The following is a 21,768-nucleotide window of genomic DNA, read 5'->3' as shown; positions in this document are numbered from 1 at the left end:
CAGCCGAGATCAACCGATCACCGAAGGACCATCGGCGGATCGAGGTTTAGAGCGCAGCCAACTTGTTCCCTGGAGTAGGGCAGGTCACATAGGATGAGTAATATCAACTCCCAGCGTGAACAGGAATATCGTCGTGGACACCGGAACATCCTTCACCTTTATCGAATGGCGACGACTGGTTGCAGACAGTTTCACTAACGTCGAGGCCACCTTTCCAGCCCCCGACTTCACTGCCACCGCCCGTTTCCAGCGGGTGGGTGATGTGGAACTCTACGACATGGAGACGGATCCGCATACTGTCATCCACTCCGACCGGGGGAACCGGACGATGTGCAAGTTCAGCCTGCAGTTGAAGGGGGTGGCAACTCTCGTACAGGATGACCGGACCTGTGAGATGAAACCCGGCGATTTCGCACTCTATACAGGGGAGCGTCCCTATCATCTGGTATTCAAGGAGCCACAACGCAGTCTCGTTGTGTATTTCCCCCGGAATTTCCTTCACCTGCGGGACGATCAGATCGACAGGATCACAGCGACCCCGATTTCTCGGCACGAAGGTCTGGGCAAGGTTGCCGTACCACTTTTCGAACAGCTTGCCCGGAATCTTAATGAGTTGCAGGGGCCGCATGCTCAGGCACTCGTCCGCGCCTCTCTGGATCTTCTGGTCACCGTGGTTGCCGACCATATTGAAAGGATCGGCCGCGATAGCACGGATTCCTCGTTACTGTTCCGCCAGGCAGTCAAGTACATCGAGGAGCACAGTGGGGATCCGCTGCTTTCCCCCAGCACGATCGCGAGGGCTTTGTATGTGTCAGTTCGTAGTCTGCATACTCATTTCTCAGACCAAGGCATGACAGTCGCGACCTACATCCGTAGCTGTCGGCTCAGGGCGATCCACGGGGATCTCGCTAACCCACAGTTTCGCGAAGAGACCGTACAGAGCATCAGTGCCCGGCACGGTCTCATCGATGCCTCATACGTGTCAAAGGCCTTCCGTTCGGAGTATGGAGAGTCCCCTAGGGACTACCGCTCCCGGATACTCAGCTGAGCGGGGCCTACTGAAGTTGGCGGGCAACCTTCCTCGCGGTTTCCAGCCCCATCTCCAGCGCCCCGTCCACCACGACTCCCCGCCATCCCTTAGCCCAGTCCGAACCTGCGAAATGGAGTCTGGTTCCGGTGTCATGAAAATGATGCCAGGAATCCGTGAACTGCCCCTTCCTGAGAGTGGCCCAGGCCTGTCCGCTCCAGGGATCTGCTACCCAATCGTGGCCGGTGCATTCCACAACCTCCAAGTCAGTACGCCACTGATTGATGATTGTCTGTCCGCAGGCAGGATCCTCGAGATCGAACTTGTCATGGAATGCTCCGAAGCCGACGATGATGGTCGAGTCCTCCTCCGTGAAGACCTCGGACTTCAACACATTGACGATGGATGGCTGAGGGGCCATGGCGGCGAAACTGTGATGTCCCTTGACCTTGATCCAGATTTTTGCTCCAGTGGAGTTCCATCCCTGGTCGATGACCCTCCTCATCATAGAGGGAAGCGGTGGTTCGAAGTCGATGGTGTCCAGGGCACCGACCGGGACTGTCACGATGACCGCATCGCAGCCGATACCGTCACCGCCGGCCAAGCTGACTTCAGCACCAGTTTCAGTGTGCCTGATCTTTGTTACAGGGGTTGACAGGTGGATCGGGCCTTTCAGGTCAGCTGCGATGCTCTCGTACAAGCCCTTCATGCCGCCCACAAGTTTGAACTTGAGCTGTTGCTCCACCATGGCGTCCATGCGGTGGTCGCACAGGGCAGCCCACTGCTTCGCCATGAGGGAGGAACCTTCGTTGGGGTCGCCGATGTATCCGCCGGACCAGAAGGCCTCGCAGAGATCGATTTCCTCTTGGGTGAAATCCCCGCCTCGGAGATCGTGCAGGACGCTCCGCTGATCCGCCTCCAGGAAGGCTTCCCGGAGGGAAGGATCCCTCAGAGCAGAAAGCTGGTCGTAAGGGTTGGGAAAGAATTCCCGGGATCCCTCGAAGATCTTCTCAATGGCACGGGCATAGCGGCTGTCCATCTCATCCTCTGTTCCTCTGTGGACAGTTCCACCAGACAGCCAGTAAGCCTCCTCGCAATGAGGACTGGCATAGATGTCCCGGTCATATCGGGTGACTTCCGACCAGACATGAGGCTGATGCCAGTGCACCCAGGTCGCCCCCAGTTCGAGAGCGGCTCCCATGCGTTCCTCGGTCCAGGCACGGCCCCCGATCCGGTCGCGGGCCTCGACGATCTCCACCTCCACACCGAGCAGCTCCAACTCGCGGGCAGCAGCCAGACCTGCGAAACCGGCTCCGACAACTACAACTTTCTGGGACATTATGACTCCTTCGTCTTGTGGGTATTCTTAACGAGCCGTGATGGGGTGGGGTTCGACGGTGGGGCTGTGCTCGGGTTCGGTCACAGCGGTGTGTGTTTCCACAGGATCGTTGAAGCGGAGAGACCACAGGGCACCGAGGACACCAGTGCCGATGATGATTCCCGGCATGATGAAGATCATGACTTGAGGAGATTCTTCCCCGATCATGATGTCGAAGTTGATCAGGATCAGTACCGCGATGATTCCCAGTGCTGCTGTTGCTGTAGCAGGGGCGATCACCCGGGTGAACAGGCTGAAGCCGTGATGATCCCGGCGGAACCAGACCAGGACCGTCAGGGAGGTGATCGCCATCAGGAATACCAAGCCGAATGCTGCTGCGGTGGAGAACCAAGTGAAGAGGGTGATCACTGGAAAGAGATCACCCATCGACGAGTTCACTCCGGCCACTGCAAATACAGCTACCGTGACGAATCCCACAAGAGACTGCACTGTAGAGCCTGCGACAGGTGCACCGTTGCGGCCCAGTTTTCCGAGGAACACTGGAAGGACACCCGCCCGACCGAGAGCAAAGAAGTAGCGGGCTGCGGCATTGTGGAAAGCCAGCAGCGCGGCGAGGATACTCGTGACGAACAGCAGGTGCGCGACGTCAGCAAGTAACGGGGAAAAATCTGACAGCCAGAAGAAAACAAGATCAGGGCCGTGTTCCCGTGCCTGACTGATGACATTGGAAGGTCCGATTCCCATAGAGAACGCCCATGTTGACAGTGCATAGAAGACAGCAATCACAGCGACCGCAATATATGTGGCCCGGGAAACGGTACGCTTAGGATCTTTTGTTTCCTCGGAGTAGATGGCACCGGACTCAAAACCCATGAAGGCGGCAATGGAGAAAGCCAGCAGCACGCCGATACCGGGGACAAAGAAGTCGGTGGAGCGCAGAGTGACCGAACTGACTCCTTCCGGGGCGTTGAACAGCGCGATGCCCATGATGACTATAACAACAAGAAACTCTAGGACGACCAGCACTCCGAGAACTTTGGCGGACAGATCCACATTGCTGATGCCCACCACAGCCACGAATATCCAGCCCACGGCGCCGACCATCCACCAGGGCAGGACCATACCGGTCCATGTGGCGATCGCCGCGGAAAGTGAGAAGCCGAACAGTCCGTAGAGACCGATCTGCAGCATGTTGTAGGAAACCAGTGCGAGAAGGGCAGCAGCAATGCCGTGTCGTGGCCCGAGTCCCTGGGAAATGTAGGCATAAAAAGCACCCGCGTTGTGAACGCGCGAGCTCATGGCGCAGTAACCCACAGCAAAGAGGATGAGGACTGCCCCGAGAAACAAATAGCTGATGGGTAGCCCCAGTAATCCTGAGACAGCGAAGTTAGTGGGGGCGCCGCCCGCGAGGACGGTGAGCGGCGCGGACGCCGCGATGATCATGAATACCAGAGCGGTGGTGCCAATACGGCCCCGCTTGAGTGTTGTCTGTTCAGCCATGAAAGACCTCCAGTGATTGGGTTAGTAGAGGTCATTATGATCTGCGTCATATCGGCATACTTTGCCCTCAGTGCAGCGAAGTTGGTCACCGCTGCCAGTCGATGGGGGCTGATCATAACGCCTGTTCAACAGCCTGGTCAGGTGAAGTTTCGGGTGCGGCAGGCTAGCCGGTGCTCACCTCTCGGACGCGGATAGTCTTCAGCAGCGGCGCGTTATTTTAATCGTCTCTTGGCGTCTTGGCGAGATGCATCTACTGGCCTCGGGTCGAGTGTGCTTCTACAGGAACTGCCGGAGAGGTGGGCAACTGTCAGGTGGCGATCGGAATACCGGCATCCAGTGCGACCTGGTTGACCAGCTCCCAGCCGACACCGAGTGCCTTGGCAGTGGCGGACACGCTCATCCGGTCAATGGCCAGGCGACGTAAGGATCCAGCGGGTCACCCGGTGGGTGAGCTTCGCACCGTCATCAGCACAGCTCAGCGAGGCCTGGAAGATCTTCCTCGGACACGACGTGTCCGCACACAGGAAGCGGGGGACACGCACATGCAGCCGGGTGGGGAACCCCACCACGGGAAGGTCGACGAGCCGGCGGAGGGTGTGGTCCCGCAGCTTCCCGGAATGCGCGCACTCGGGGCAGGTGTTGTTCACGGCCACGGGTGTGGCATCGATGATGGTGATGTTTCCGGCGTCGGCGGCACCGGTGAGGGTCAGGCCGATTTCCGCGGTACGGCAGATAGTGTCGGCCATGAGGCTGCCACTAGAATGCACAGTAGGGTCCTGGTTCGGTTAGGTGAAAGCGTCGTAACTCTCATCTTGTACCGGCCAGGACCCCTATATGTTGTGCCACCCCGAGCCCCACCTCGTGGTCCGCTACGCACTCTGAATCGTGAAGAGCCGACAAACCGTGGCTCGGGATGAAAAACGCCGGTGGTAACAACCCAGGAAACCTGGGTTGTTACCACCGGTGAAATACTGTTGCGGTCTTCTAGAAGTAGTCGAGAACCAGCTTCGGGTCCCTGGTCCGGGAGACGCACACCGCCATGGTTTCGTTCGCTTCGCGCTCCCCCTTGGTCAGGACATTGTCCCGGTGCTCGGGTGTGCCCTGCAGGACAGACATGATGCAGGTGCCGCAAATCCCTTCCTCGCAGGAGGTGTCAATCTCTGCACCATTCTCATTAAGAACCTCGACGATGCTGCGATCAGCAGGAATGTCGTATTCTTCGCCCTCCAGCTCCACGACGAAAGCGGTGTTTCCGGATTCGTCGATCTCAGCAGCATGGAAGTTCTCGAAGTGGATCTCCTCATCCGTGAACCGGGTGGAAAGAATAGTGGTGACCTTCTCCATGAAGCCCTCCGGACCACACAGATAAGCGTGGCTGCCTTCGGGCGCGTTCTTCACCACTTCCTGCAGGACGGCAGTCTGCTCTTCCCGTGAAATACCGAGGTGGGTGTGGAGCTTCTCCGGGCACTTCTCCCGCAGGATCGGTAGAAAGGCCGCCTCTTCTTCGCTGGAGGCGAAGTAGTGGAGTTCGAAGCTGATGCCCCGCACGTCCATGTACCGGGCCATGCTGTGCATCGGAGTGATCCCGATACCGCCCGCGATGAGGATGTGGTGGGACGCCTCCTCTTCGATACCGATCAGGTTGCGAGGTTCAGAGATCTTCAGGGTGTCTCCAACCTTGAGGGTGTGGAGTGCCTCGGAGCCACCACGCGAGGCCTCTTCACGCTTTACCGCAACCACATAGGCGTCGTCACCGTCAGGACGCCCGCAGAGGGAGTACTGCCGGGTGATGGCAGTGGGTCCTTCGACATCGATGTGTGCACCCGGCACATAGTGTCCGATGGGGGTGCCATCGGGCAGCGCCAGGTAGATGGACACGATTGACGGTGTCTCATAGACGATGTCGGTGACAGTCACTTCTTTCATGGCCATGGTATTTCCCTCTGCTTTCGGGGTCGGTGGGGAGCGGTGAATATCAGCGGAGGTAGAGTCCGCCGTTGATGTCCCAGCAGGCTCCGGTGACGAAGCTTGCCTCGGGCTGGGTAAGCAGCGATACGGTGCTCGCAATGAACTTGGGGTTGCCCAGCTGTTTGACAGGAATGCTCTGGACAACCTGGTCCAGGCGGTCAGCGACGGTGTTGTGGACGATGTCCACGTCATGAGGGCCCGGAGAAATAGCGTTGACGGTGACTCCCGAGCCGGCGAACTCGCGGGCGAAGATCTTGGTGGTGGTGAGAATCGCACCCTTCGAGGCTGCGTAGTGGGCGCCGGTGGCGGTGCCACCGTTCTGCCCGGCCAGGGAGGCCTGGTTGACGATGCGGCCGTAACCCTGATCGACCATGGCAGCGCCGAAGACCTGACAGCCGAAGAAGATGCTGTTCACATTGGTGGTGAGTACCTCGTCGAAGTCCTCCGTGTTCAGCTCCAGGAGGTTGGCGGCCTTCGTTACTGCCGCATTATTGACGAGGATGGAGGGGGTACCCCACACATCAGTCACCCGGTCGAGGGCGTTGCTGAAGTTGTCCTTGTGGGAGACATCGAGTTGGAGTGGCATCGCGGTGCTGCCATCCGGGGACAACTCACTGGCCAGCTGCTCCAGTTTATCCAGCGATAGTCCAGTGACCACGACCTTGTGACCGTCGGCGTGGAGGCGGCGGGTGATGAAGCTGCCCAGTCCGCCGGCCGCACCAGTGACAACCGCGATCTTCTGTGTGTTTTCAGTCATCGTTACCTTGTCTTCTAGATGAGGAAGCCGACAGCGTTGATCGCGTCTTCGCTGTTGATCATGCGGGCGATCTTCTGAATGATGCGGTCAGGGTTATCACCCTCGCCGAGCTGGATGTGGTGAGTGAGATCGGCGCCGAGGACATCGGTGTTATGGCGCTTGTAGGCGGTGAGGACCTGGGCAGAACGGATCGTCACCTCATCATCTGAGACGTTGAGGACCTCGAAGCGGGAGACGATGCGGGTGGTGGTCGCTGCCGCCACTGCCGAAGGTGCGTACCCCTGCATCATCCTGTCGACACGGAGGCGGCGCATCCGCTTGTCGTCGTAGATCATGTTCAGGGAACCCTCAAAGTCCTCGGTCTCCGGGTCAACGGGGACGATGTAGAGGCCTTCCTCGGTGAAGAGCTCTTCCCAGGCGGGGTAGTCCTTACGGTCGAGCAGTGCTGCTTCGCGCCACACAAGCTGGATGGCACGGAGCACCCGCTCATCGTTCAAAAAAGTGGAGTGGGTCATCTGGGTCTGAAGGGTGGTGTTAGTCATTGCTCATCAGCTTCTTCCACATGTAGTAGGCCTCGCGCATACCGGTTTCGTCGGTCACGTGGGAGGTCGGCCAGTTTTCTTCTGTCGTGTATTCGCGGTTGAGACCACGGTTAACCAGGATGGGCATCTTCGGGTTACCGCCAGCACCGATCTGGACACGGTCCCAACCCTCGGCATCGTCCGGGCTGCCGAAACCGAAAGGACCCTGGAAGTGCTCGTGAATGCGCAGGCGCTCACGGTTGATGTTCTCCGGACCACCGTCCATCCCGATGGCCATATGCCAGATCTCGGTCTCGTTAACGGAGATCGGGATGAGGACGCGGAAGAACGAGGAGGACATCGCAATGTTCGGGAACATGTTGAGGTTGAAGCCACAGCCGTGCATGGAGCGCATGTAGCGGCGGATACGCTCTGTACTCTCGCCGGCTTCCTCCAGCTCCTTGACCAGATGATCGAAACGCGGCTGGATCTCCTCGGTTCCATCGTCTTCATCCAGATCCATGTGCGCGGTCGCCATGATTCCGACACTGTGGCCATTTCCGAGGGCGTGGGTCACTGCCTCGGGATCATCCATGAAGGACATCATGTCGGCAGTCTCCGAGTCCACAGAAGCCATCCAGGACTTGTGGACCATCGGGAAGTGGTAACCGTCGGTGGTGTTCTCCAGCTGGATCTTCCAGTTGCCCTTGAAGCGGAACTTGTGTACACCGATGACCTTGGCGGGGAATCCGTTGGTCTGCTTGAGGAAACGTTCCATCCAGATCTTCGCATCGCCGAGGTGGTCCTCGAGCGGTTCGATGTCCTCGTTGAACGTGGCGAAGATCATGCCGAGGTAGCTTTCAGTGCGCAGCTTCTGGAGGCCGAGCTCTTCCTTCTTGATGATGCCCTCGTATCCGTCCGGGTAGGGGATACCTCGGAGCCGACCGTCGTGGGTGTAGGACCAGTTATGGTACGGGCACGTGAAACCGTTGGCCTTACCGCTACGCTGGTCGCAGACGGTGGCTCCGCGGTGGCGGCAGCGGTTAAGCAGGGTGTTGAAGTTGCCCTTGCGGTCCCGGTTGACGATGACCGGCTGGTCGCCGACCCAGGTCGTCTTGAAGGAACCGGCCTCTGGGATCTCGCTCTCGTGGGCGACCCAGACCCACGTCTTGTAGAAGATCTTCTCCATTTCTTCCTTGAAGATCTCCGGGTCGGTGTAGAGCTGGCCGGCGACCCGGTCATCCTCGACGAGGTCGGCGAAACTCGGGCGGTTGCTGGTAGGTGCAGACATCATGATTCCTTTCAGGAATTGGGTGGGTTTAGACGAGGACGTCGTCGCGGATGGTCAGCTCGCGGCCCATACGGGCTTCGATCTTGAAGTAGCGCCACAGCGCATATTCGTCGACCATGATCGTGCGGAGCAGGTTGCAGGCTTCCTTCACAGTGGGCTGGTCCTTGACATCGGCGAGGACGTAAAAGGTCCAGGGCCAACTATCCGACGGGCCGACCATGTGGGAGTCATCGTCGAAGGTGCCTATGATCGACACGCCTTCCATGTCTCGGAGCTGGGTGAGGAATTGTTGAGTTGCGATCCAGACCTTGCCGATGTCGTCTTTCGGCAGGTCAAAGAAATTCTGATTGTTTCCCACGCAGAAGAGCGTGCGGAGCGGGGTATCAGACATTTGAGGCGTATCTCCTTAAATCAGGAATGGATGGGTCAGGGGAAGCTCGGGATGCCGGCTTCAAGTCCCAATAGGATTGAGCCCCCGGCTTCGAAAGTGTTCTCCTGGAGCATGGCGTGCTGGGCAGGGACCAGACCGTCCTGAAGGAAGCGCTGCAGCGGATGGGATTTGTAGATCGCTCCCGTACCGGCAATGTCGAAGGCTGCGAGGACAACCCTGCGACCAGCCTGGGCTGCGTGTGTCGCGGCAATGCGCAGGAGTGCACGGTCCTCGTTAGTGATCTCCTCGTTGTCGACGGCCTTCTGCCATAAGGTTTTGGTCGTGTCATAGAAGAAGGAGCGCGCGGAGCGCAGTTCTGCTTCCGCCTTGGCGAGACCGATCTTGTAGACTGGGCGATTCCCCTTGGCGTTGCCACCAGTAACTGAGACCGCAGAGCCCTGCTCGCGGATGAAATCGAGTGCTCCACGCCCGGCACCGAGAGCGGTAACCGCTAGGACCTGAGCCGCATAGGCAAGAGCGGGATAGCGCGTCAAGGGCTCATCGATGGTCGGGGCTCCGCCCCGGATGAAGGTGAATTCTTCGGGGATGAAGAGGTCCTTGACCACGACATTATTGGAACCTGTGGAGCGCATCCCTGACACGTCCCAGTTCGGGACGATCTCGACGTCGTCGGGGTGGATGAGGGCGGTCACCGGGCGCCCCTCGGTTTCGGGGCCACCTCGCAAACCGATGCCCAGAATGTCTGCGCCTGCACATCCGCTGGCGAAGAGCCACTCGCCGTTGGCAATGAATCCTCCATCGACCTTCTTGGCCTCCACCATTGGGAACATGCCGCCCGCGAAGGTGAGATCGATGCCCTTGGCGTAGATTTTCTCCTGAGTTTCCCGGGGGAGTGCAGAGAAATAGGTGAGTGCGGATCCGAAGCTCGCAACCCAGCCGGTGGCCGGATCCACGGTGGAGATACGTTCAATCTGCGCCAGGAACTCAGCCGGTGCCTGTGGCTCGCCTCCGAAGGTAGCGGGAGTCGAGGCGCGGTAGATGCCTGCCTTCTTCAGCAGGTTGACGTAGTCCTTGGGCACATAACCTTGATCACGGAACTCGTCGCGACGCTCGTTCAGTACGTCGAGCGCATGGTTGAAGGCGTTGTCGCGGGCCTCGCCCCGTGGTTCAGCGGTGATCGTGAGGTCGACTCTGTCGAGTAGCAATTTCCCTCCCGGATGTGGTTGCGGTGTCTGACAGAACTGAGAGTATGTCGCTCTTCACACTGTGGCTATTGGGGAAACCTGCGTCACGACTAAGGAATTCTTTACTGTTCCGGTGAATGCGCAGCTCATCATGGATAAAGATGAATGCAGTAGGGGGAATGTATTTCCTGCGTAACCATTTGCTGCCTATAGTGACGCCATGACTCTGTGTGAAGAGAATTTTCGGACTCTGGCTGAGAATTCAGCTCATGGCTGGTTGATACATGAAGCGCAGTCGAAACGTATTCTCTGGGCGAACAAAAAAGCCTGTGAAGCCTTCAAGTACACGATTGAGGAGCTGCAGGCGCTCAAAGCCCACCATATGAGTTCGCAGGATTCGAATTATCGCCGCGAAATGGGTATTGCCTGGCTGCAAACAGCGGTGGTATCCGGCCATAACCGGAGAATCTGGAAATATCAGGACAAGAACGGCGTGGATTTCCTGACGGAGGCCTTCGCGACCTTGGTGGATCTGAAGGGAACTGGCCCTGTCCTTCTCGTGGAGTTCCGGATTCTCCGCGATTCTGATGCAATGCCGACCCCCCCGAAATGGATGGAGGACACCCTAGACAAAATTATGACCCACACTTCATCGGGGATCATGCTCCTGAATAAGGAGAACCGAGTGGAAGACGCCTCACCGTTAGCCGCGAATCTCTTCGGTTATTCCGTCCCTGACATCCTCAATAAGCATGTCGCAGAGTTGGCTGTCCCCGACGTTGACCTTGAAGCAGAGCGAGTCAAGGCGGAGCTCATGAAACCGGAGGGAACGGTTGATATCCGGTTCAAGGTCTCCAATAAGTTCGGTGTGTTGCGTTGGCTGGCTGGCACTCTTGACAACATTGTCGACGAGGGCAGCCTGTTGCGGGTCCTCACAGTCCGCGACATCTCCGGGAAAGTCGAGTGGGAGAAGCGTAATGCTTATCAGGAGGTGAACCTCCAGTACCTCAGCCGTTATAACGCCATGGGAGACATGGCGATGATCCTGGCCCACGATCTGGGACAACCTCTAGCAGCTGCGACAAATTACCTAGGCGGGGTGAGTAAGCGTCTCGCCGAGACCACGAGTGAGGGCCGTGGGATCACTTACGGCATCGAACAGGCCAAGAAGCAGCTGCAACGGGCCTCGGACATCGTCAATTCCGTTAAACGGTACGTCCGTAGAATTGAGAGCACGACCTCCGTGTTTGACCTGCGTGAAGCAGTGGAGGAGAGCCTCTACTTCGCTAGACTACGTGCAGAAGAAAAGGGGGTGGTCATTGTCTCTGATTTCCACCCGGACAAGCTCATGGTCAAGGGAGAAAGTGTCCTCATCGGGCAGGTGATCATCAATATCTGCATGAACGCCCTGGATGAGATCGCCCTTCCTTCCACTGAGGAGAAGACGATGGTGCTGAAGACCGAACGGGACGAGAAGAAGGCCTCCATCCTTGTCAGCGATCAGGGGCGGGGAATGAAAGAAATGCCTGCGGATTTGCTGGCGGCGGGTGCTTTCAGCTCCAAGGAGGACGGCTCGGGAATCGGACTTATCATCTCGGAGCACATCGCACAGAGACACGGCGGACACATCACTTATGAGCCGAATTACCCGCAGGGAACAACCGTGCGCATCACCTTGCCCCTGGTGGACTGAGTTCCGGCTCGTCCGGCCCTAAGGGTTTCCAGCATTGTGCGGTAAGGCAATCCTGGATAACAGTGGTCTCATTCGGAGCAGTGGATCTTCTGCTCCGACAGCAGAATAAATCGATGTCCACCGAGGAGCTGGAGATGGAAGACCGTTCAACGGATGCGTTGAGTTTCGAACACATTACTCTGGGGCAGAAGGTGCTTTTCGGAGCGGGAAAAGCCGCGGATTTCCTCGTTGACGAGGTGAGGCGTAAGAAAGCCGAACGGGTCATGGTCATCGCCGGTGGCCGCGAACTCGGTATCGCCCGCCAGGTCACTAGCCACATCGATGTACATGTATGGCACGACGAAGTGGTGATGCACGTCCCCGTCGAGGTCGCGGAGCGGGCGCGGGTGACTGCCCGGGAGAAGAAAGTTGATCTCCTGGTGTGCGTCGGAGGGGGATCCACGGTCGGCCTGGCCAAGGCTGTCGCCCTCACTGAGAAACTTCCGGTCGTAGCGGTACCCACCACATATGCGGGTTCAGAGGCAACCAATGTGTGGGGTCTGACCAAAGATGAGCGTAAAACCACCGGCGTCGATGATGCTGTGCTTCCGCAGACGGTTATCTATGACCCGGAACTGACGCTGTCCCTACCCGTGGACCTGTCAGTTGCTTCGGGGTTGAATGCGCTGGCACACTGCGTTGACTCGCTCTGGGCGCCGAAGGCTGACCCCATCAATGCTGCTCTGGCTGTGGAGGGGATCCGGGCCCTGTCTGCAGGACTGCCTGCCATTGTGCAGAATCCGCAGGATATGCGTGGCCGTGAAATGACTCTCTACGGGGCTTATCTGTCAGCGGTGGCTTTCGCCTCGGCGGGTTCCGGGATCCACCACAAGATCTGCCACACCCTCGGTGGAACCTTCGATCTGCCGCACGCCCAGACCCATGCAGTGGTCCTGCCCTATGTCCTGGCTTTCAATGCCCCCCACGCTCCAGAGGCGGAACGCCGTATGGCGGCGGCGTTCTCTGCGGACACCGCCCTCGAAGGACTGAACCGGCTGCGCGACGAGGTCAATGCCCCGCGTCGGCTCAGCGATTACGGCTTCCATCCGGAGGACGCTGCGGAGGCTGCTCAGATCGCATTGGAGATCATCCCCCCATCTAATCCTCGATCAGTGACGCTGAAAAATCTCACTGATCTATTGCTAGCGGTGACCTGCGGCGATGACCCGGCATCCGTCCCCTCAGACAACTAGAAAAGGAGAACCCATCATGACTGCAACCACTTCGACGGTCAGCAAAGAGCAGGCCGCTATTGAGCAGACACTGACTGATCAGGTCATCGCCTCATTCGATGACTGCCAGGATGAGCGGCTCAAGGAAATCCTGACTTCGGTGGTCACACACCTGCACGCAGTTATCCGGGAGACCCGCCTCACGGAGGAAGAGTGGTCCAAGGCCATTGATTTCCTCACTGCGGTTGGCCATATCACCGACGATAAACGGCAGGAGTTCATCCTCCTCTCTGACACCCTGGGTGCGTCGATGCAGACCATCGCGGTGAACAACCAGGCCTATGAGGATGCCACCGAGGCCACGGTCTTCGGGCCATTTTTCCTTGAGGATGCCCCACGTATCGATATCGGTGGAGACATCGCCTTCGGAGCGGTGGGACAGCCCGCCTGGATCGAGGGACGCATCACGGACACTGAGGGCAGGCCTGTGCGGAACGCCCGGGTGGAGGTCTGGGAGTGCGATGACGATGGACTCTATGATGTCCAGTATGACGACGGCCGGATGTCTGGACGCGCTCATCTGTTCACGGATGAGAACGGTGAATACAGCTTCTGGGGTCTGACCCCTGTGCCATACCCGATCCCGCACGACGGGCCTGTCGGCAAGATGCTCGACGCTGTGGGACGGTCCCCGGTCAGGGCAGCGCATCTTCATTTCATGGTGCACGCCGAAGGGCTCCGTACCCTGGTGACCCACATTTTCGTCGAAGGTGATCCGCAGCTGGAGATCGGGGACTCGGTCTTCGGAGTCAAGGACTCGCTGATCAAGACCTTCGAGAAGCAGGCCGCAGGTACCTCGACCCCCGATGGCCGGGATCTGACCGGCATCGAGTGGACGAGGTGCCGCTTCGATATTGTGCTGGCCCCGGAAGACGCCTGAGATTACAGCTCGTCCAGCACCCGCGGCAGTTCGTTGCGGGTACGCACGCCGAGCTTCCGGTAGACGCGGGTGAGGTGGTACTCCACCGTCTTGGAGGAGAGGAAGAGCTCCCGGGCGACCTCGCGGTTGGTCGCGCCCTCGGCGACGAGTTTCGCGATCTCCTCCTCCTGCGGGGTCAGCCCACCGGCACCGGTGGTGCGGGTGCCCAGGCCGCCGGCGCGGCGTTCGCGGTTGCAGCGGTTGACGAATTCGGTGGCGCCCATCGCGGCGAAGACCTCACCGGCGCGGGCGAAGATCTCGTCGGCCTTGCGGCGGCGCCCCAGCCGGCGCAGGACACGCCCGTATTCGTAGAGGATACGTGCCTGGTAGGAGGGCATGGTGAGGGTCTCGATGAGTTCGAGGGCCTCGTCGAAACGTCGGATGCCGCCTTCGATGTCACCGCGGTGCATGAGGATGCCGGCACGCGGCACGGCGAGTTTGGCGTGCAGGGAACCGATGCCTGACTGGGCGGTACGTTCCTCGGCGCGGGTGGTGATCTCGTCGGCCTCCTCGATCCGCCCGGTGAGCACGAGGTGCTGCGCCCAGACGTCCTCGTAGGGCCAGAAACCCGGCTGGGAGATGTCGGTCTCCTGGCTGATGGACATCAGCGTCTCACCGGCGCGGTTCATGCCGGAGACATCGCCCTCGATGCCGCCGATGAGCAGGCGGCACATTGCGGAGGGGATGCGCTGGAGGGCGAAGGCGTCATGGCTCAGCGTCAGGCGGTTGATGTATGCGCGGGACAGTTCCCGGTCGCCCTTGTAGCTGGCGATCTGCGCACCGGTCCACAGGAGGAGGGGTTCGAGGAAGCGGATGCCGAAGCGTTCCGCACGCGCCAGGCCGCGTTCCACGGTGCGCTCTGCCTCGCGGTACTCGCCGAGGACGAACAGGGTGCGTGCCAGCCAGCCGTCCATCCACAGGGCGATGCGCTCGGAGCCCTCGCCGCCGGGGTTGAACTGGAGGTAGCGGCGGGCGGAGACGGGGTCGTCGTGGACCAGGTTGATCCAGCCGGCCGCCATGTTGCGGCGCTGCGCCAGGGTGGGGGTCTCACCCGGCAGGGGGACATCCGGCGGGATGGAGCGGGTCAGGGCACTGCGGCCGACCATGGAGATGTACTGGGCCTCGATACGGGTGGGGGAGGTCTCCGGTGCCCAGTCGTCGGTGATCCGCGCCCACTCGACGACCTTCGCCGGTTCCCAGTTGGCCAGGTGCACCAGCACCTTGCGGGAGGCGACGCGGGTGCGCATGGCGGCGTCGGTGGAGCGGGTCTCCTCGAGGGTGTCCCAGGCGCGGTCGATGAGGCTGACGGCCTCGGAGCGGCGTCCCTCGTGCAGCGCCAGGTAGCTGCGCATGGAGTCGACCTTCACGTCCCGCACCACCCGGGACATGGCGCCGGCGTGGAGACGGGCGCGGGGGATGTCGGCCGCGGCGATGAGCGCCTCGATGGAGTTGAGGTGCTGGTCGTGGGAGACATCCGGGTGGGAGGCCACCCGGGCGGCCAGGGTGAATGCGTCAGCGGCGTCGAGCCACTGGCCGGCGGCACCGAGCTGCTCCCCGCGCTCGGCGAGCTGGCGGGCGGTGTCGTCGTCGGTGCCCTCGACGCCGAGGGCCTCGTGGATGAGGGCGGCGTCGATGTTCTTCGATGCCCCGTGGTACTGGGCAGCGCGACGGTGCAGGCGTGTGACCTGGGCCGGACCGGTGGTGGCGCGCACGACGGCACGGTCGGTGGGGTGCGTGAAGCGCAGTACCGGGTCGCCGGAGTTCGGCAGCAGTTCCAGGAGTCCGGCGGTGACGGCGGTGTCGATGAGCGAACCGTCCAGGTCGTCGGCGAGGAAACGGATCAGCCCCGGACTGCCCGTGCCGGTGCCCGGCAGGATGGCCACGGCGACGAGCACGGCGTTCACGTCGAGACCACGGGTGCGGCGCTGCAGCGCAGCGCGCCAGGGCTTGGGGATGGGGATCTGGGGGTTGGACAGACGCCAGTGATCCGCCGGGGCGGCCTGCAGGACCTCCTGGATGCGGCCGGGACGGCCACCGGTGAGGTCGCGCAGTTCCGCCGCGGCGAGCGGGGACAGGTGGGCGCCGATGGTGGACAGGGCGAGCGCGGCGACGTCCTCCACGTCGAGCGGCGCGAGGGTGACCGAGTGGTCAGCCAGCTCGCGTAACCGCGTCATGGGCAGGTCATCGGAGGCGTCGTCCTTGTCGGAGGCGGTCATGATCACCGCGAGCCGTCCCTGCCGCAGGCGGCGGGAGGCCTCGATGATCGCGCGCAACGATGTCACGTCCGCCCAGTGGGCGTCGTCGACGACGATGGCGGTGCGGGCGCCCTCCCGGTCGACGAGTTCGGTGAGTGTGCCGTCGTGGCCGGCGCGGTCGAGGATGTGCTCGAGGAGTGAGCCCTCATCGTCCGCGTGCCAGGACAGCGCCGAGGCCCGGATACCGGACCAGCCCGGCAGGGAACGGGCGAGCTCCCTCGCGAGGGAGGACTTGCCCGACCCCGCGGGGCCGGTGGCCAGGAACAGCAGGCCGTTGCCGGGTTCGAGCTCCATGACCTCATCGATCATGGTGCGCAGAATCTTGCCCGAGGCCTGCTGGGAACCGAAGGTATGGGAGGAGTACACGACCCCCACGCTAACACCTGCCCTGTGTCATCAGCCCTGGTCTCCACCTGCCACCGGCAGCACGGAGCCGGTGATGTAGCTGGCTTCGCGGGAAGCCAGGAACACGATCGGGGCGGCCTGCTCGGCGAGGGTGCCGTAGCGCTTGAACAGGGAGGAGTCGATCGTCTGGTCGACGATCTGCTGGTACCACTCCTTCTCCCGCTCACCCTCCGGGCCCGGTCCGCGCTGGACCTTGCGGGCCGGTGCGAGGGTGCCGCCCGGGGCGGTGGCGACGACGCGGACGTTCTTCTCCGCGGCCTCCTTCGCCAGGGCGCTGACCAGTGCGTTGACGCCGCCCTTGGCAGCCGCGTAGGGCACGCGGTTGATGCCGCCGGTGGCGACGGAGGAGACGTTGACGATGGTGCCGCCCCCGTTGTCGATCAGGGCCGGCAGTTCGGCGCGCACCGACCACAGGGTGGTGAACAGCGAGCGGCGGATCTCCTTCTCGATCTCCTCCGGGGTGTAGTGCTCGAAGGGCTTCGCCCAGATCGTGCCGCCGACGTTGTTGATCACGACGTCGATGTTGCCGAGCTTCTCGACGGCCGCGGCCACCATGCCCTCAGCACCCTCCCAGGTCTCCAGGTCGGCGGTGGCCGACCCGACGGTCCCGGGGGTGACCTCCGCGAGTTCCGCGGCGACCTGGTGGACGAGTTCGGCCCGGTCCACGAGGAACAGCGAACCGTTCTCGTGGGCGATGCGGTGGGCGACTGCCTGGCCGATGCCCTGCGCGGCACCGGTGATCAGGACGTTCTGGCCGGCGAAACGCTGGGGGGTGAAGAACTCCGGGATCCCGGAGACACCCTCGCCGGTGGGCATGGAGCCTTTTGCGTCACTGCTCATGCGCCCACCCGGGATGCCCCGACCTGGGTCATGGTCTCGATGGCGTGCTCGTTGTGCAGCTGCAGGAGCTCGCGGACGCGGGTGAGGTCCCCGGCCTCGAGGGCGTCGATGATGTCGTGGTGCTCCTGCGCGATGCCGGCGTGCATGAAGCCCTCGTTCTCCAGCTCGCGGTCCATCGCCTTCGGGACCTCCAGGTTGCGGTAGGCCTGCAGCATGGCGTCATTGCCGGCACGTTCGAAGAGGAACTCGTGGTACGCGTCGTTGGCCTCGATGTAGCCGGCCAGGTCGGTGACCTTCTCACCCGCGATGAAGGAGTTCGCCTTCTCCGCGAGCTCACGGAAGGCGACGAAGTCCTCCTCGTCGAGGATGTCGGCCACCAGGATGGCCACACCCACCTCGAGGGCCATGCGGGCCTCGAAGATGCCGCGGGTGGTGTCGTCCAGGCGGTGGACCTGGCCGGTCTCCACACCCGGTGCGGTGATGGTGACCTCGGCGGAGGTGTCCGTGGACGTGGTCTCCGCGGTGACGGAGGAGTCTCCGGTGGGACCGGCTGCGGAGGAGAACTTCTCGTAGTAGAAGTTCAGCGGCGGGTTCTCCTGGTCGTTGAGGAAGACGCGCACGGCCTCGACCATCGGCGGCGGGCCGCAGAGGTAGACGTCGGCCTCACCGTTGTGCAGGTGCTCGGCCGGATCCATGTGGTCGGTGACGTAGCCCTTGCGCTCGTTCTTGGTCTCCGGGTCGGAGACCACCGAGAACCAGTCGAAGTCGGGGAGACGGTCCTTGAATGTCTCGATCTTCTCCAGCTCCACGAGGTCGTGGTCGAAGGTGGCGCCGTAGATGAGCCGGACCGGGACGTCGAGAAGCTCGTCCTCGCTCAGCTTCTCCAGGATTGACAGGACCGGGGCCAGGCCGGTGCCGCCGGCCAGCAGCAGGATCGGGTTGAGCGGCTCGCGGAGGAAGAACGAACCCATCGGGCCGGTGAGGTTGAGCTTGTCGCCGACCTTGGCGGTGTCGGTGAGGTACTCCGACATCAGTCCACCCCGGGTCAGCTTGACCAGGAAGGTGACGATGTCCTCGCTCGGGCCGGAGGAGAAGGAGTAGGACCGGTGGAAGTCCGAGTTCGGCGGCGCGATGTTCATGTACTGGCCGGGCAGGTAGTTGAGGCTCTCGCGCTCCTCGATCTGCACGGCGAACTTCACGGTCGACTCCGACAGGCGCTCCAGCTCGGTGATGGTGCCGATGAGGGTGGATGCGCCGGTCTTGGCCAGCACGGAGGTGGTGGCGATCTGGACGACCATGTCGGTGTGGGGCCTGGCCTGGCAGGTCAGGATGTAGCCGTCGGCTGCCTCGTCGTCGGAGAGCGCGTCCTCGATGTAGTCGCCCTCGTCGTAGTCGCCGGACTCGCAGAAGGACTTGCAGGTGCCGCAGGCACCGTCACGGCAGTCGAAGGGGATGTTGATGCGGGCCTGGTAGGCCGCATCGGCGACGGTCTGGTCTTCTTCGCATTCGATGAAACGGGTGACGCCGTCCTCGAAGGCGAGGGCAATCTGGTGGGTCATGTGATGGTGCTCCTAGACCTGGTAGATGTCGACGACGTGGTGGATGTAGTCGTTCTTCAGGACGATCTTCTTCTTGGTGATCAGCGGGGACTCCCCGGAGACATCCAGGGTCAGCCACGTGGTGCCGAAGTAGTGGTCCGTGGTGTTGTAGCGGAAGTAGTAGGAGATCCAGTTGTAGCGGACATCCACCTCACCGTCGCGACGCTCGAGGATCTCGACGTTGGTGGCGTAGTGGCCGGTGCGCGGCTCCGGGATGGAGGTCGCGGAGGAACGCTCGGTGCGGATACGGAAGATACGGTCCTCCAGGCCACCACGGTTCGGGTAGTAGATCAGGGAGATCTCCTGGTGCGGGTCCTGGGTGAGGGTGTCGTCGACATCCCAGGCCGGCATCCAGTACTCGGCGTCCTCGCGGTAGAGCTCGAGCCACTCCTCGAACTTGCGGTCGTCGAGGAGACGGTTCTCGTAGAAGATGAAGTCCTCGATCTCGGTACGGGTGATCTCGGCAATCGACGTGGTCATGGTGTTCTCCTTTGTGCTGGGAAGGAAGTGGGGAAGGGCTGTTGCGGTCGGGGACTAGCCGCGGGTGCGGCGACGGCGGCGGGCCGGGGCATCACCCTTGGCTGCCAGGCGGGCGGCGGCACGGGCCTTGGCGAACTCTGCGGTGGCCTCCTGCGCGAAGCGGTCGTCAACGACCTGCTTGGACTCGCTCTCGGTGTCCTCGGCCTCGACAGCCTCGAGCATGACCTGCTCCCAGTAGGCGTGCTGGATCGGGTACAGGCCCTCATCCTCGGTGCGGGCACCGGAGGACAGGACGGAGGTCAGACCCAGGGAGCGGGCCTTGTCGTTGAGGCCCTCGACCTGCTGGTGCAGGCCACGGGTCATGTCGTTCCACGGGAAGGCGGTGGCCTGGTAGGTCTTCTGGCAGGAGCGGAACTCCTCCAGGTCATCCGGGGTGGCCATGCCGGTGGCGTTGAAGAAGTCCTCGTACTGGCGGATACGGGTCGCACGGGATTCCGCGGACTCGCCCTTGGGGGCGATGCACCAGATGGAGACCTCGGTCTTGTCCACGGCGACCGGCTCAAGGCGGCGGATCTGGGTGGAGAACTGGTCCATCAGGTAGAGGTTCGGGTAGAGGCACAGGTTGCGGGAGGCGCCGACCATGAAGTTGCCGCGCTCCTCACCGTGCAGCTCCTTGAGCTGGTCAAGGCGGTCGTACATGGGACGGTCCTCCGGGTTGGCCCAGTCGGTCCACAGGACCAGGTGGCCGTTCGGGAAGGAGAAGTAACCGCCGCCCTGCTCACCCCACTTGCCGGCGTCCATGGCCTTGGTCTCGTTGGCGGACTCGCCGGTGGTGCGGCGGGAGGTGGTGGCCGCGTAGTTCCAGTGGGTGGAGGAGACGTGGTAGCCGTCGGCGCCGTTCTCGGCCTGCAGCTTCCAGTTGCCGTCGAAGGTGTAGGTGGAGGTGCCCTTGAGGACCTCGAGGCCGTCCGGGGACTGGTCGACGAGCATGTCGATGATCACGCGGGCGTCACCCAGGTGCTCCTCGAGGGAGACGACATCAGCGTTGAGGGAGCCGAAGAGGAAACCGCGGTAGGACTCGAACTTCGGGACACGGCGCAGGTCGTGGGAACCGTCGGTGTTGAAGTTCTCCGGGTAGCCGCCGTCCTTCTCATCCTTGACCTTGAGCAGGGCACCGTCGTTGGAGAAGGTCCAGCCGTGGAAGGGACAGGTCAGGGTGGTGCGGTTGTCGACCTTCTTGCGGCAGAGCATGGCGCCACGGTGGGAGCAGGCGTTGATCAGGCAGTTGAGCTCGCCGTCCTTGCTGCGGGTGATCACGACGGGCTGGCGGCCGATGTTGGTGGTGAAGTAGTCGCCGACGTTCGGGATCTGGGATTCGTGGGCGAGGAAGATCCAGTTGCCCTCGAAGATGTACTTCATTTCAAGGTCGAAGATCTCCTGGTCGGTGAAGACCTCGCGGTTGACGCGGACGATGCCCTCTTCGGGGCGGTTCTCCAGTGCGCGGGAGAGAATCTCGCGGGTTGCAGTGGTCGCGGTGAGCGCGGTGGTCATGGCTATCTCCGATCTGGGAGGAAACAGGAACTTGTTGTGCTGTGACGCCCATCATGGACCACCTGTGCGCTGAGACACACCAGGGGAAGTCCTAGGAGGGATTAGGGGGGTGGGTGTTCATTTTTGAATTATTTCGTTCGCTTAGCGACCGTAGCCTGCTCATTTGCGTGTGCGGCAATGGGTTTCGATGGTGTAGGAAATTCCTGGGGCCGGGGGTGGCAATAGGGGGTGGTTATGGCGGATATCGGCCCTTTTTAGGGGGCCAGCCGCCCTGTCACCTGCATTTCTTGGCGGGACGGGTTCCGTGCCGGAGAGGGTGCGGGGGTGTCCGGGGGTGGGTGAGGGTTGTCCAGGGGTGGAATTTGTGCCCGAATCCACCCCCGATACCCCCTGGCGTCACTGGGGTCGTCCCTAGGTTATTGCCAGGGTGGTGGGTGCGAAATGTGATCGCCCTGGTCTGGAAACTGCCTCCCACCTGCGGAGTTGGGACTCTAGGCGGGTGGGATGGTCGAAACATCGGGGAAACCTGTAGCAGAAAGCACTTGCACCAACCCGGTGAGGTGGGACACAGTGTTTGCAGTCCAGCGAGCACGATCACCGGAGCAACGGATCATCAAGTGCCTCCTGGGAACCTCTTCATCTGAACCGTCACATAAGGAGTCCCATGTCCTTCGAGAACCTCTCCACCGCCCAGGGCGACCCGACCGCTCACACCTCCGGCAACACCGCCACCGAAAAGTTCAAGGGCGAGTCCATCAAGTCGGACACCTCCAAGGAG

At 61.6% G+C, this 21,768-nt stretch carries 17 protein-coding genes and 1 pseudogene; 4 read left to right on the top strand and 14 right to left on the bottom strand.

From position 1 onward, the window contains the following. Window positions 1-133 precede the first annotated feature (133 nt). Window positions 134-1,048 carry an AraC-like ligand-binding domain-containing protein gene (locus NYP18_RS14800; protein WP_259428969.1) on the top strand — a complete coding sequence of 305 codons (915 nt, stop codon included), beginning with the start codon at window positions 134-136 and terminating at the stop codon, window positions 1,046-1,048. A 7-nt stretch (window positions 1,049-1,055) separates the two neighbouring features. Here NYP18_RS14800 and NYP18_RS14795 read toward each other — a convergent pair whose 3' ends face one another. The 9 genes and pseudogenes from NYP18_RS14795 to NYP18_RS14755 form a co-directional block, all read right to left on the bottom strand. Next, the gene (locus NYP18_RS14795) at window positions 1,056-2,366 is read right to left on the bottom strand and encodes an NAD(P)/FAD-dependent oxidoreductase (protein WP_259428968.1); all 1,311 of its coding nucleotides are present in this window, start codon (window positions 2,364-2,366) and stop codon (window positions 1,056-1,058) included. Window positions 2,367-2,393: 27 nt separating this feature from the next. Beyond that, window positions 2,394-3,866: an APC family permease gene (locus NYP18_RS14790; RefSeq protein ID WP_259428967.1), complete on the bottom strand. Its 1,473-nt coding sequence runs from the start codon at window positions 3,864-3,866 to the stop codon at window positions 2,394-2,396. A gap of 331 nt (window positions 3,867-4,197) precedes the next feature. Next, window positions 4,198-4,633: pseudogene (locus tag NYP18_RS14785) on the bottom strand (transposase family protein); the annotation flags it as partial. A 217-nt stretch (window positions 4,634-4,850) separates the two neighbouring features. After that, window positions 4,851-5,798, bottom strand: coding sequence for a PDR/VanB family oxidoreductase (locus NYP18_RS14780; RefSeq protein WP_259428965.1), 948 nt, complete (start codon window positions 5,796-5,798; stop codon window positions 4,851-4,853). A gap of 43 nt (window positions 5,799-5,841) precedes the next feature. Further along, entirely contained in the window at window positions 5,842-6,591 is a 750-nt protein-coding gene (locus NYP18_RS14775) for an SDR family NAD(P)-dependent oxidoreductase (protein ID WP_259428964.1), read from the bottom strand. A gap of 14 nt (window positions 6,592-6,605) precedes the next feature. Further along, complete coding sequence (locus NYP18_RS14770) at window positions 6,606-7,133, bottom strand: aromatic-ring-hydroxylating dioxygenase subunit beta (RefSeq protein ID WP_259428963.1); 528 nt, start codon at window positions 7,131-7,133, stop codon at window positions 6,606-6,608. Beyond that, window positions 7,126-8,403, bottom strand: a complete 1,278-nt coding sequence (locus NYP18_RS14765) for an aromatic ring-hydroxylating oxygenase subunit alpha (RefSeq protein ID WP_259428971.1) — start codon at window positions 8,401-8,403, stop codon at window positions 7,126-7,128. The genes NYP18_RS14770 and NYP18_RS14765 overlap by 8 nt, the downstream gene beginning before the upstream one ends. Before the next feature lie 28 nt (window positions 8,404-8,431). Next, window positions 8,432-8,794 (bottom strand): hypothetical protein, encoded by a 363-nt coding sequence (locus NYP18_RS14760; RefSeq protein WP_259428962.1) that lies wholly within the window; start codon window positions 8,792-8,794, stop codon window positions 8,432-8,434. Window positions 8,795-8,829: 35 nt separating this feature from the next. Next, window positions 8,830-9,999 carry an acyl-CoA dehydrogenase family protein gene (locus NYP18_RS14755; RefSeq protein ID WP_259428961.1) on the bottom strand — a complete coding sequence of 390 codons (1,170 nt, stop codon included), beginning with the start codon at window positions 9,997-9,999 and terminating at the stop codon, window positions 8,830-8,832. A gap of 199 nt (window positions 10,000-10,198) precedes the next feature. Between NYP18_RS14755 and NYP18_RS14750 the strand changes: the two genes are divergently transcribed. The 3 genes from NYP18_RS14750 (at window position 10,199) to NYP18_RS14740 (ending at window position 13,822) form a co-directional block, all read left to right on the top strand. After that, entirely contained in the window at window positions 10,199-11,671 is a 1,473-nt protein-coding gene (locus tag NYP18_RS14750) for a PAS domain-containing sensor histidine kinase (RefSeq protein WP_259428960.1), read from the top strand. Between the two features lie 113 nt (window positions 11,672-11,784). After that, window positions 11,785-12,903: a maleylacetate reductase gene (locus tag NYP18_RS14745; protein ID WP_259428959.1), complete on the top strand. Its 1,119-nt coding sequence runs from the start codon at window positions 11,785-11,787 to the stop codon at window positions 12,901-12,903. Between the two features lie 16 nt (window positions 12,904-12,919). Next, on the top strand, window positions 12,920-13,822 hold the full coding sequence (locus NYP18_RS14740) for a dioxygenase family protein (RefSeq protein WP_259428958.1): 903 nt from the start codon (window positions 12,920-12,922) through the stop codon (window positions 13,820-13,822). A 2-nt stretch (window positions 13,823-13,824) separates the two neighbouring features. Here NYP18_RS14740 and NYP18_RS15570 read toward each other — a convergent pair whose 3' ends face one another. The 5 genes from NYP18_RS15570 to benA are packed head-to-tail and all read right to left on the bottom strand — an operon-like array spanning window position 13,825 to window position 20,990. Beyond that, complete coding sequence (locus NYP18_RS15570) at window positions 13,825-16,482, bottom strand: helix-turn-helix transcriptional regulator (protein ID WP_259428957.1); 2,658 nt, start codon at window positions 16,480-16,482, stop codon at window positions 13,825-13,827. A gap of 30 nt (window positions 16,483-16,512) precedes the next feature. After that, entirely contained in the window at window positions 16,513-17,361 is an 849-nt protein-coding gene (locus NYP18_RS14730; protein WP_439648106.1) for a 1,6-dihydroxycyclohexa-2,4-diene-1-carboxylate dehydrogenase, read from the bottom strand. Next, window positions 17,358-18,920, bottom strand: a complete 1,563-nt coding sequence (benC, locus tag NYP18_RS14725) for a benzoate 1,2-dioxygenase electron transfer component BenC (protein ID WP_259428956.1) — start codon at window positions 18,918-18,920, stop codon at window positions 17,358-17,360. Before benC ends, NYP18_RS14730 begins: the two co-directional genes overlap by 4 nt. A 12-nt stretch (window positions 18,921-18,932) precedes the next feature. Beyond that, the gene (gene benB, locus NYP18_RS14720) at window positions 18,933-19,439 is read right to left on the bottom strand and encodes a benzoate 1,2-dioxygenase small subunit (protein ID WP_259428955.1); all 507 of its coding nucleotides are present in this window, start codon (window positions 19,437-19,439) and stop codon (window positions 18,933-18,935) included. Window positions 19,440-19,493: 54 nt separating this feature from the next. Further along, a complete protein-coding gene (gene benA, locus NYP18_RS14715) occupies window positions 19,494-20,990 on the bottom strand; it encodes a benzoate 1,2-dioxygenase large subunit (protein WP_259428954.1) in 1,497 nt (498 codons plus the stop codon). Between the last annotated feature and the right edge of the window lie 778 nt (window positions 20,991-21,768).

The sequence above is a fragment of the Corynebacterium lemuris genome, from assembly GCF_024919295.1.
Taxonomy (GTDB): domain Bacteria; phylum Actinomycetota; class Actinomycetes; order Mycobacteriales; family Mycobacteriaceae; genus Corynebacterium; species Corynebacterium lemuris.
The sequence above is the reverse complement of the archived record's forward strand: the minus strand, read 5'-3'. Positions and strand labels throughout refer to the sequence as shown.

Bases quoted from the DNA above. Each gene is read 5' to 3' on its own strand.
- NYP18_RS14745 (WP_259428959.1), top strand. From the start codon at position 11,785: ATGTCCACCGAGGAGCTGGAGATGGAAGACCGTTCAACGGATGCGTTG.
- NYP18_RS14780 (WP_259428965.1), bottom strand. From the start codon at position 5,798: ATGGCCATGAAAGAAGTGACTGTCACCGACATCGTCTATGAGACACCG.
- benB (WP_259428955.1), bottom strand. From the start codon at position 19,439: ATGACCACGTCGATTGCCGAGATCACCCGTACCGAGATCGAGGACTTC.
- NYP18_RS14795 (WP_259428968.1), bottom strand. From the start codon at position 2,366: ATGTCCCAGAAAGTTGTAGTTGTCGGAGCCGGTTTCGCAGGTCTGGCT.
- NYP18_RS14730 (WP_439648106.1), bottom strand. From the start codon at position 17,361: ATGAGCAGTGACGCAAAAGGCTCCATGCCCACCGGCGAGGGTGTCTCC.
- NYP18_RS14765 (WP_259428971.1), bottom strand. From the start codon at position 8,403: ATGTCTGCACCTACCAGCAACCGCCCGAGTTTCGCCGACCTCGTCGAG.
- NYP18_RS14760 (WP_259428962.1), bottom strand. From the start codon at position 8,794: ATGTCTGATACCCCGCTCCGCACGCTCTTCTGCGTGGGAAACAATCAG.
- NYP18_RS14775 (WP_259428964.1), bottom strand. From the start codon at position 6,591: ATGACTGAAAACACACAGAAGATCGCGGTTGTCACTGGTGCGGCCGGC.
- benA (WP_259428954.1), bottom strand. From the start codon at position 20,990: ATGACCACCGCGCTCACCGCGACCACTGCAACCCGCGAGATTCTCTCC.
- NYP18_RS14790 (WP_259428967.1), bottom strand. From the start codon at position 3,866: ATGGCTGAACAGACAACACTCAAGCGGGGCCGTATTGGCACCACCGCT.
- NYP18_RS14740 (WP_259428958.1), top strand. From the start codon at position 12,920: ATGACTGCAACCACTTCGACGGTCAGCAAAGAGCAGGCCGCTATTGAG.
- benC (WP_259428956.1), bottom strand. From the start codon at position 18,920: ATGACCCACCAGATTGCCCTCGCCTTCGAGGACGGCGTCACCCGTTTC.
- NYP18_RS14750 (WP_259428960.1), top strand. From the start codon at position 10,199: ATGACTCTGTGTGAAGAGAATTTTCGGACTCTGGCTGAGAATTCAGCT.
- NYP18_RS14770 (WP_259428963.1), bottom strand. From the start codon at position 7,133: ATGACTAACACCACCCTTCAGACCCAGATGACCCACTCCACTTTTTTG.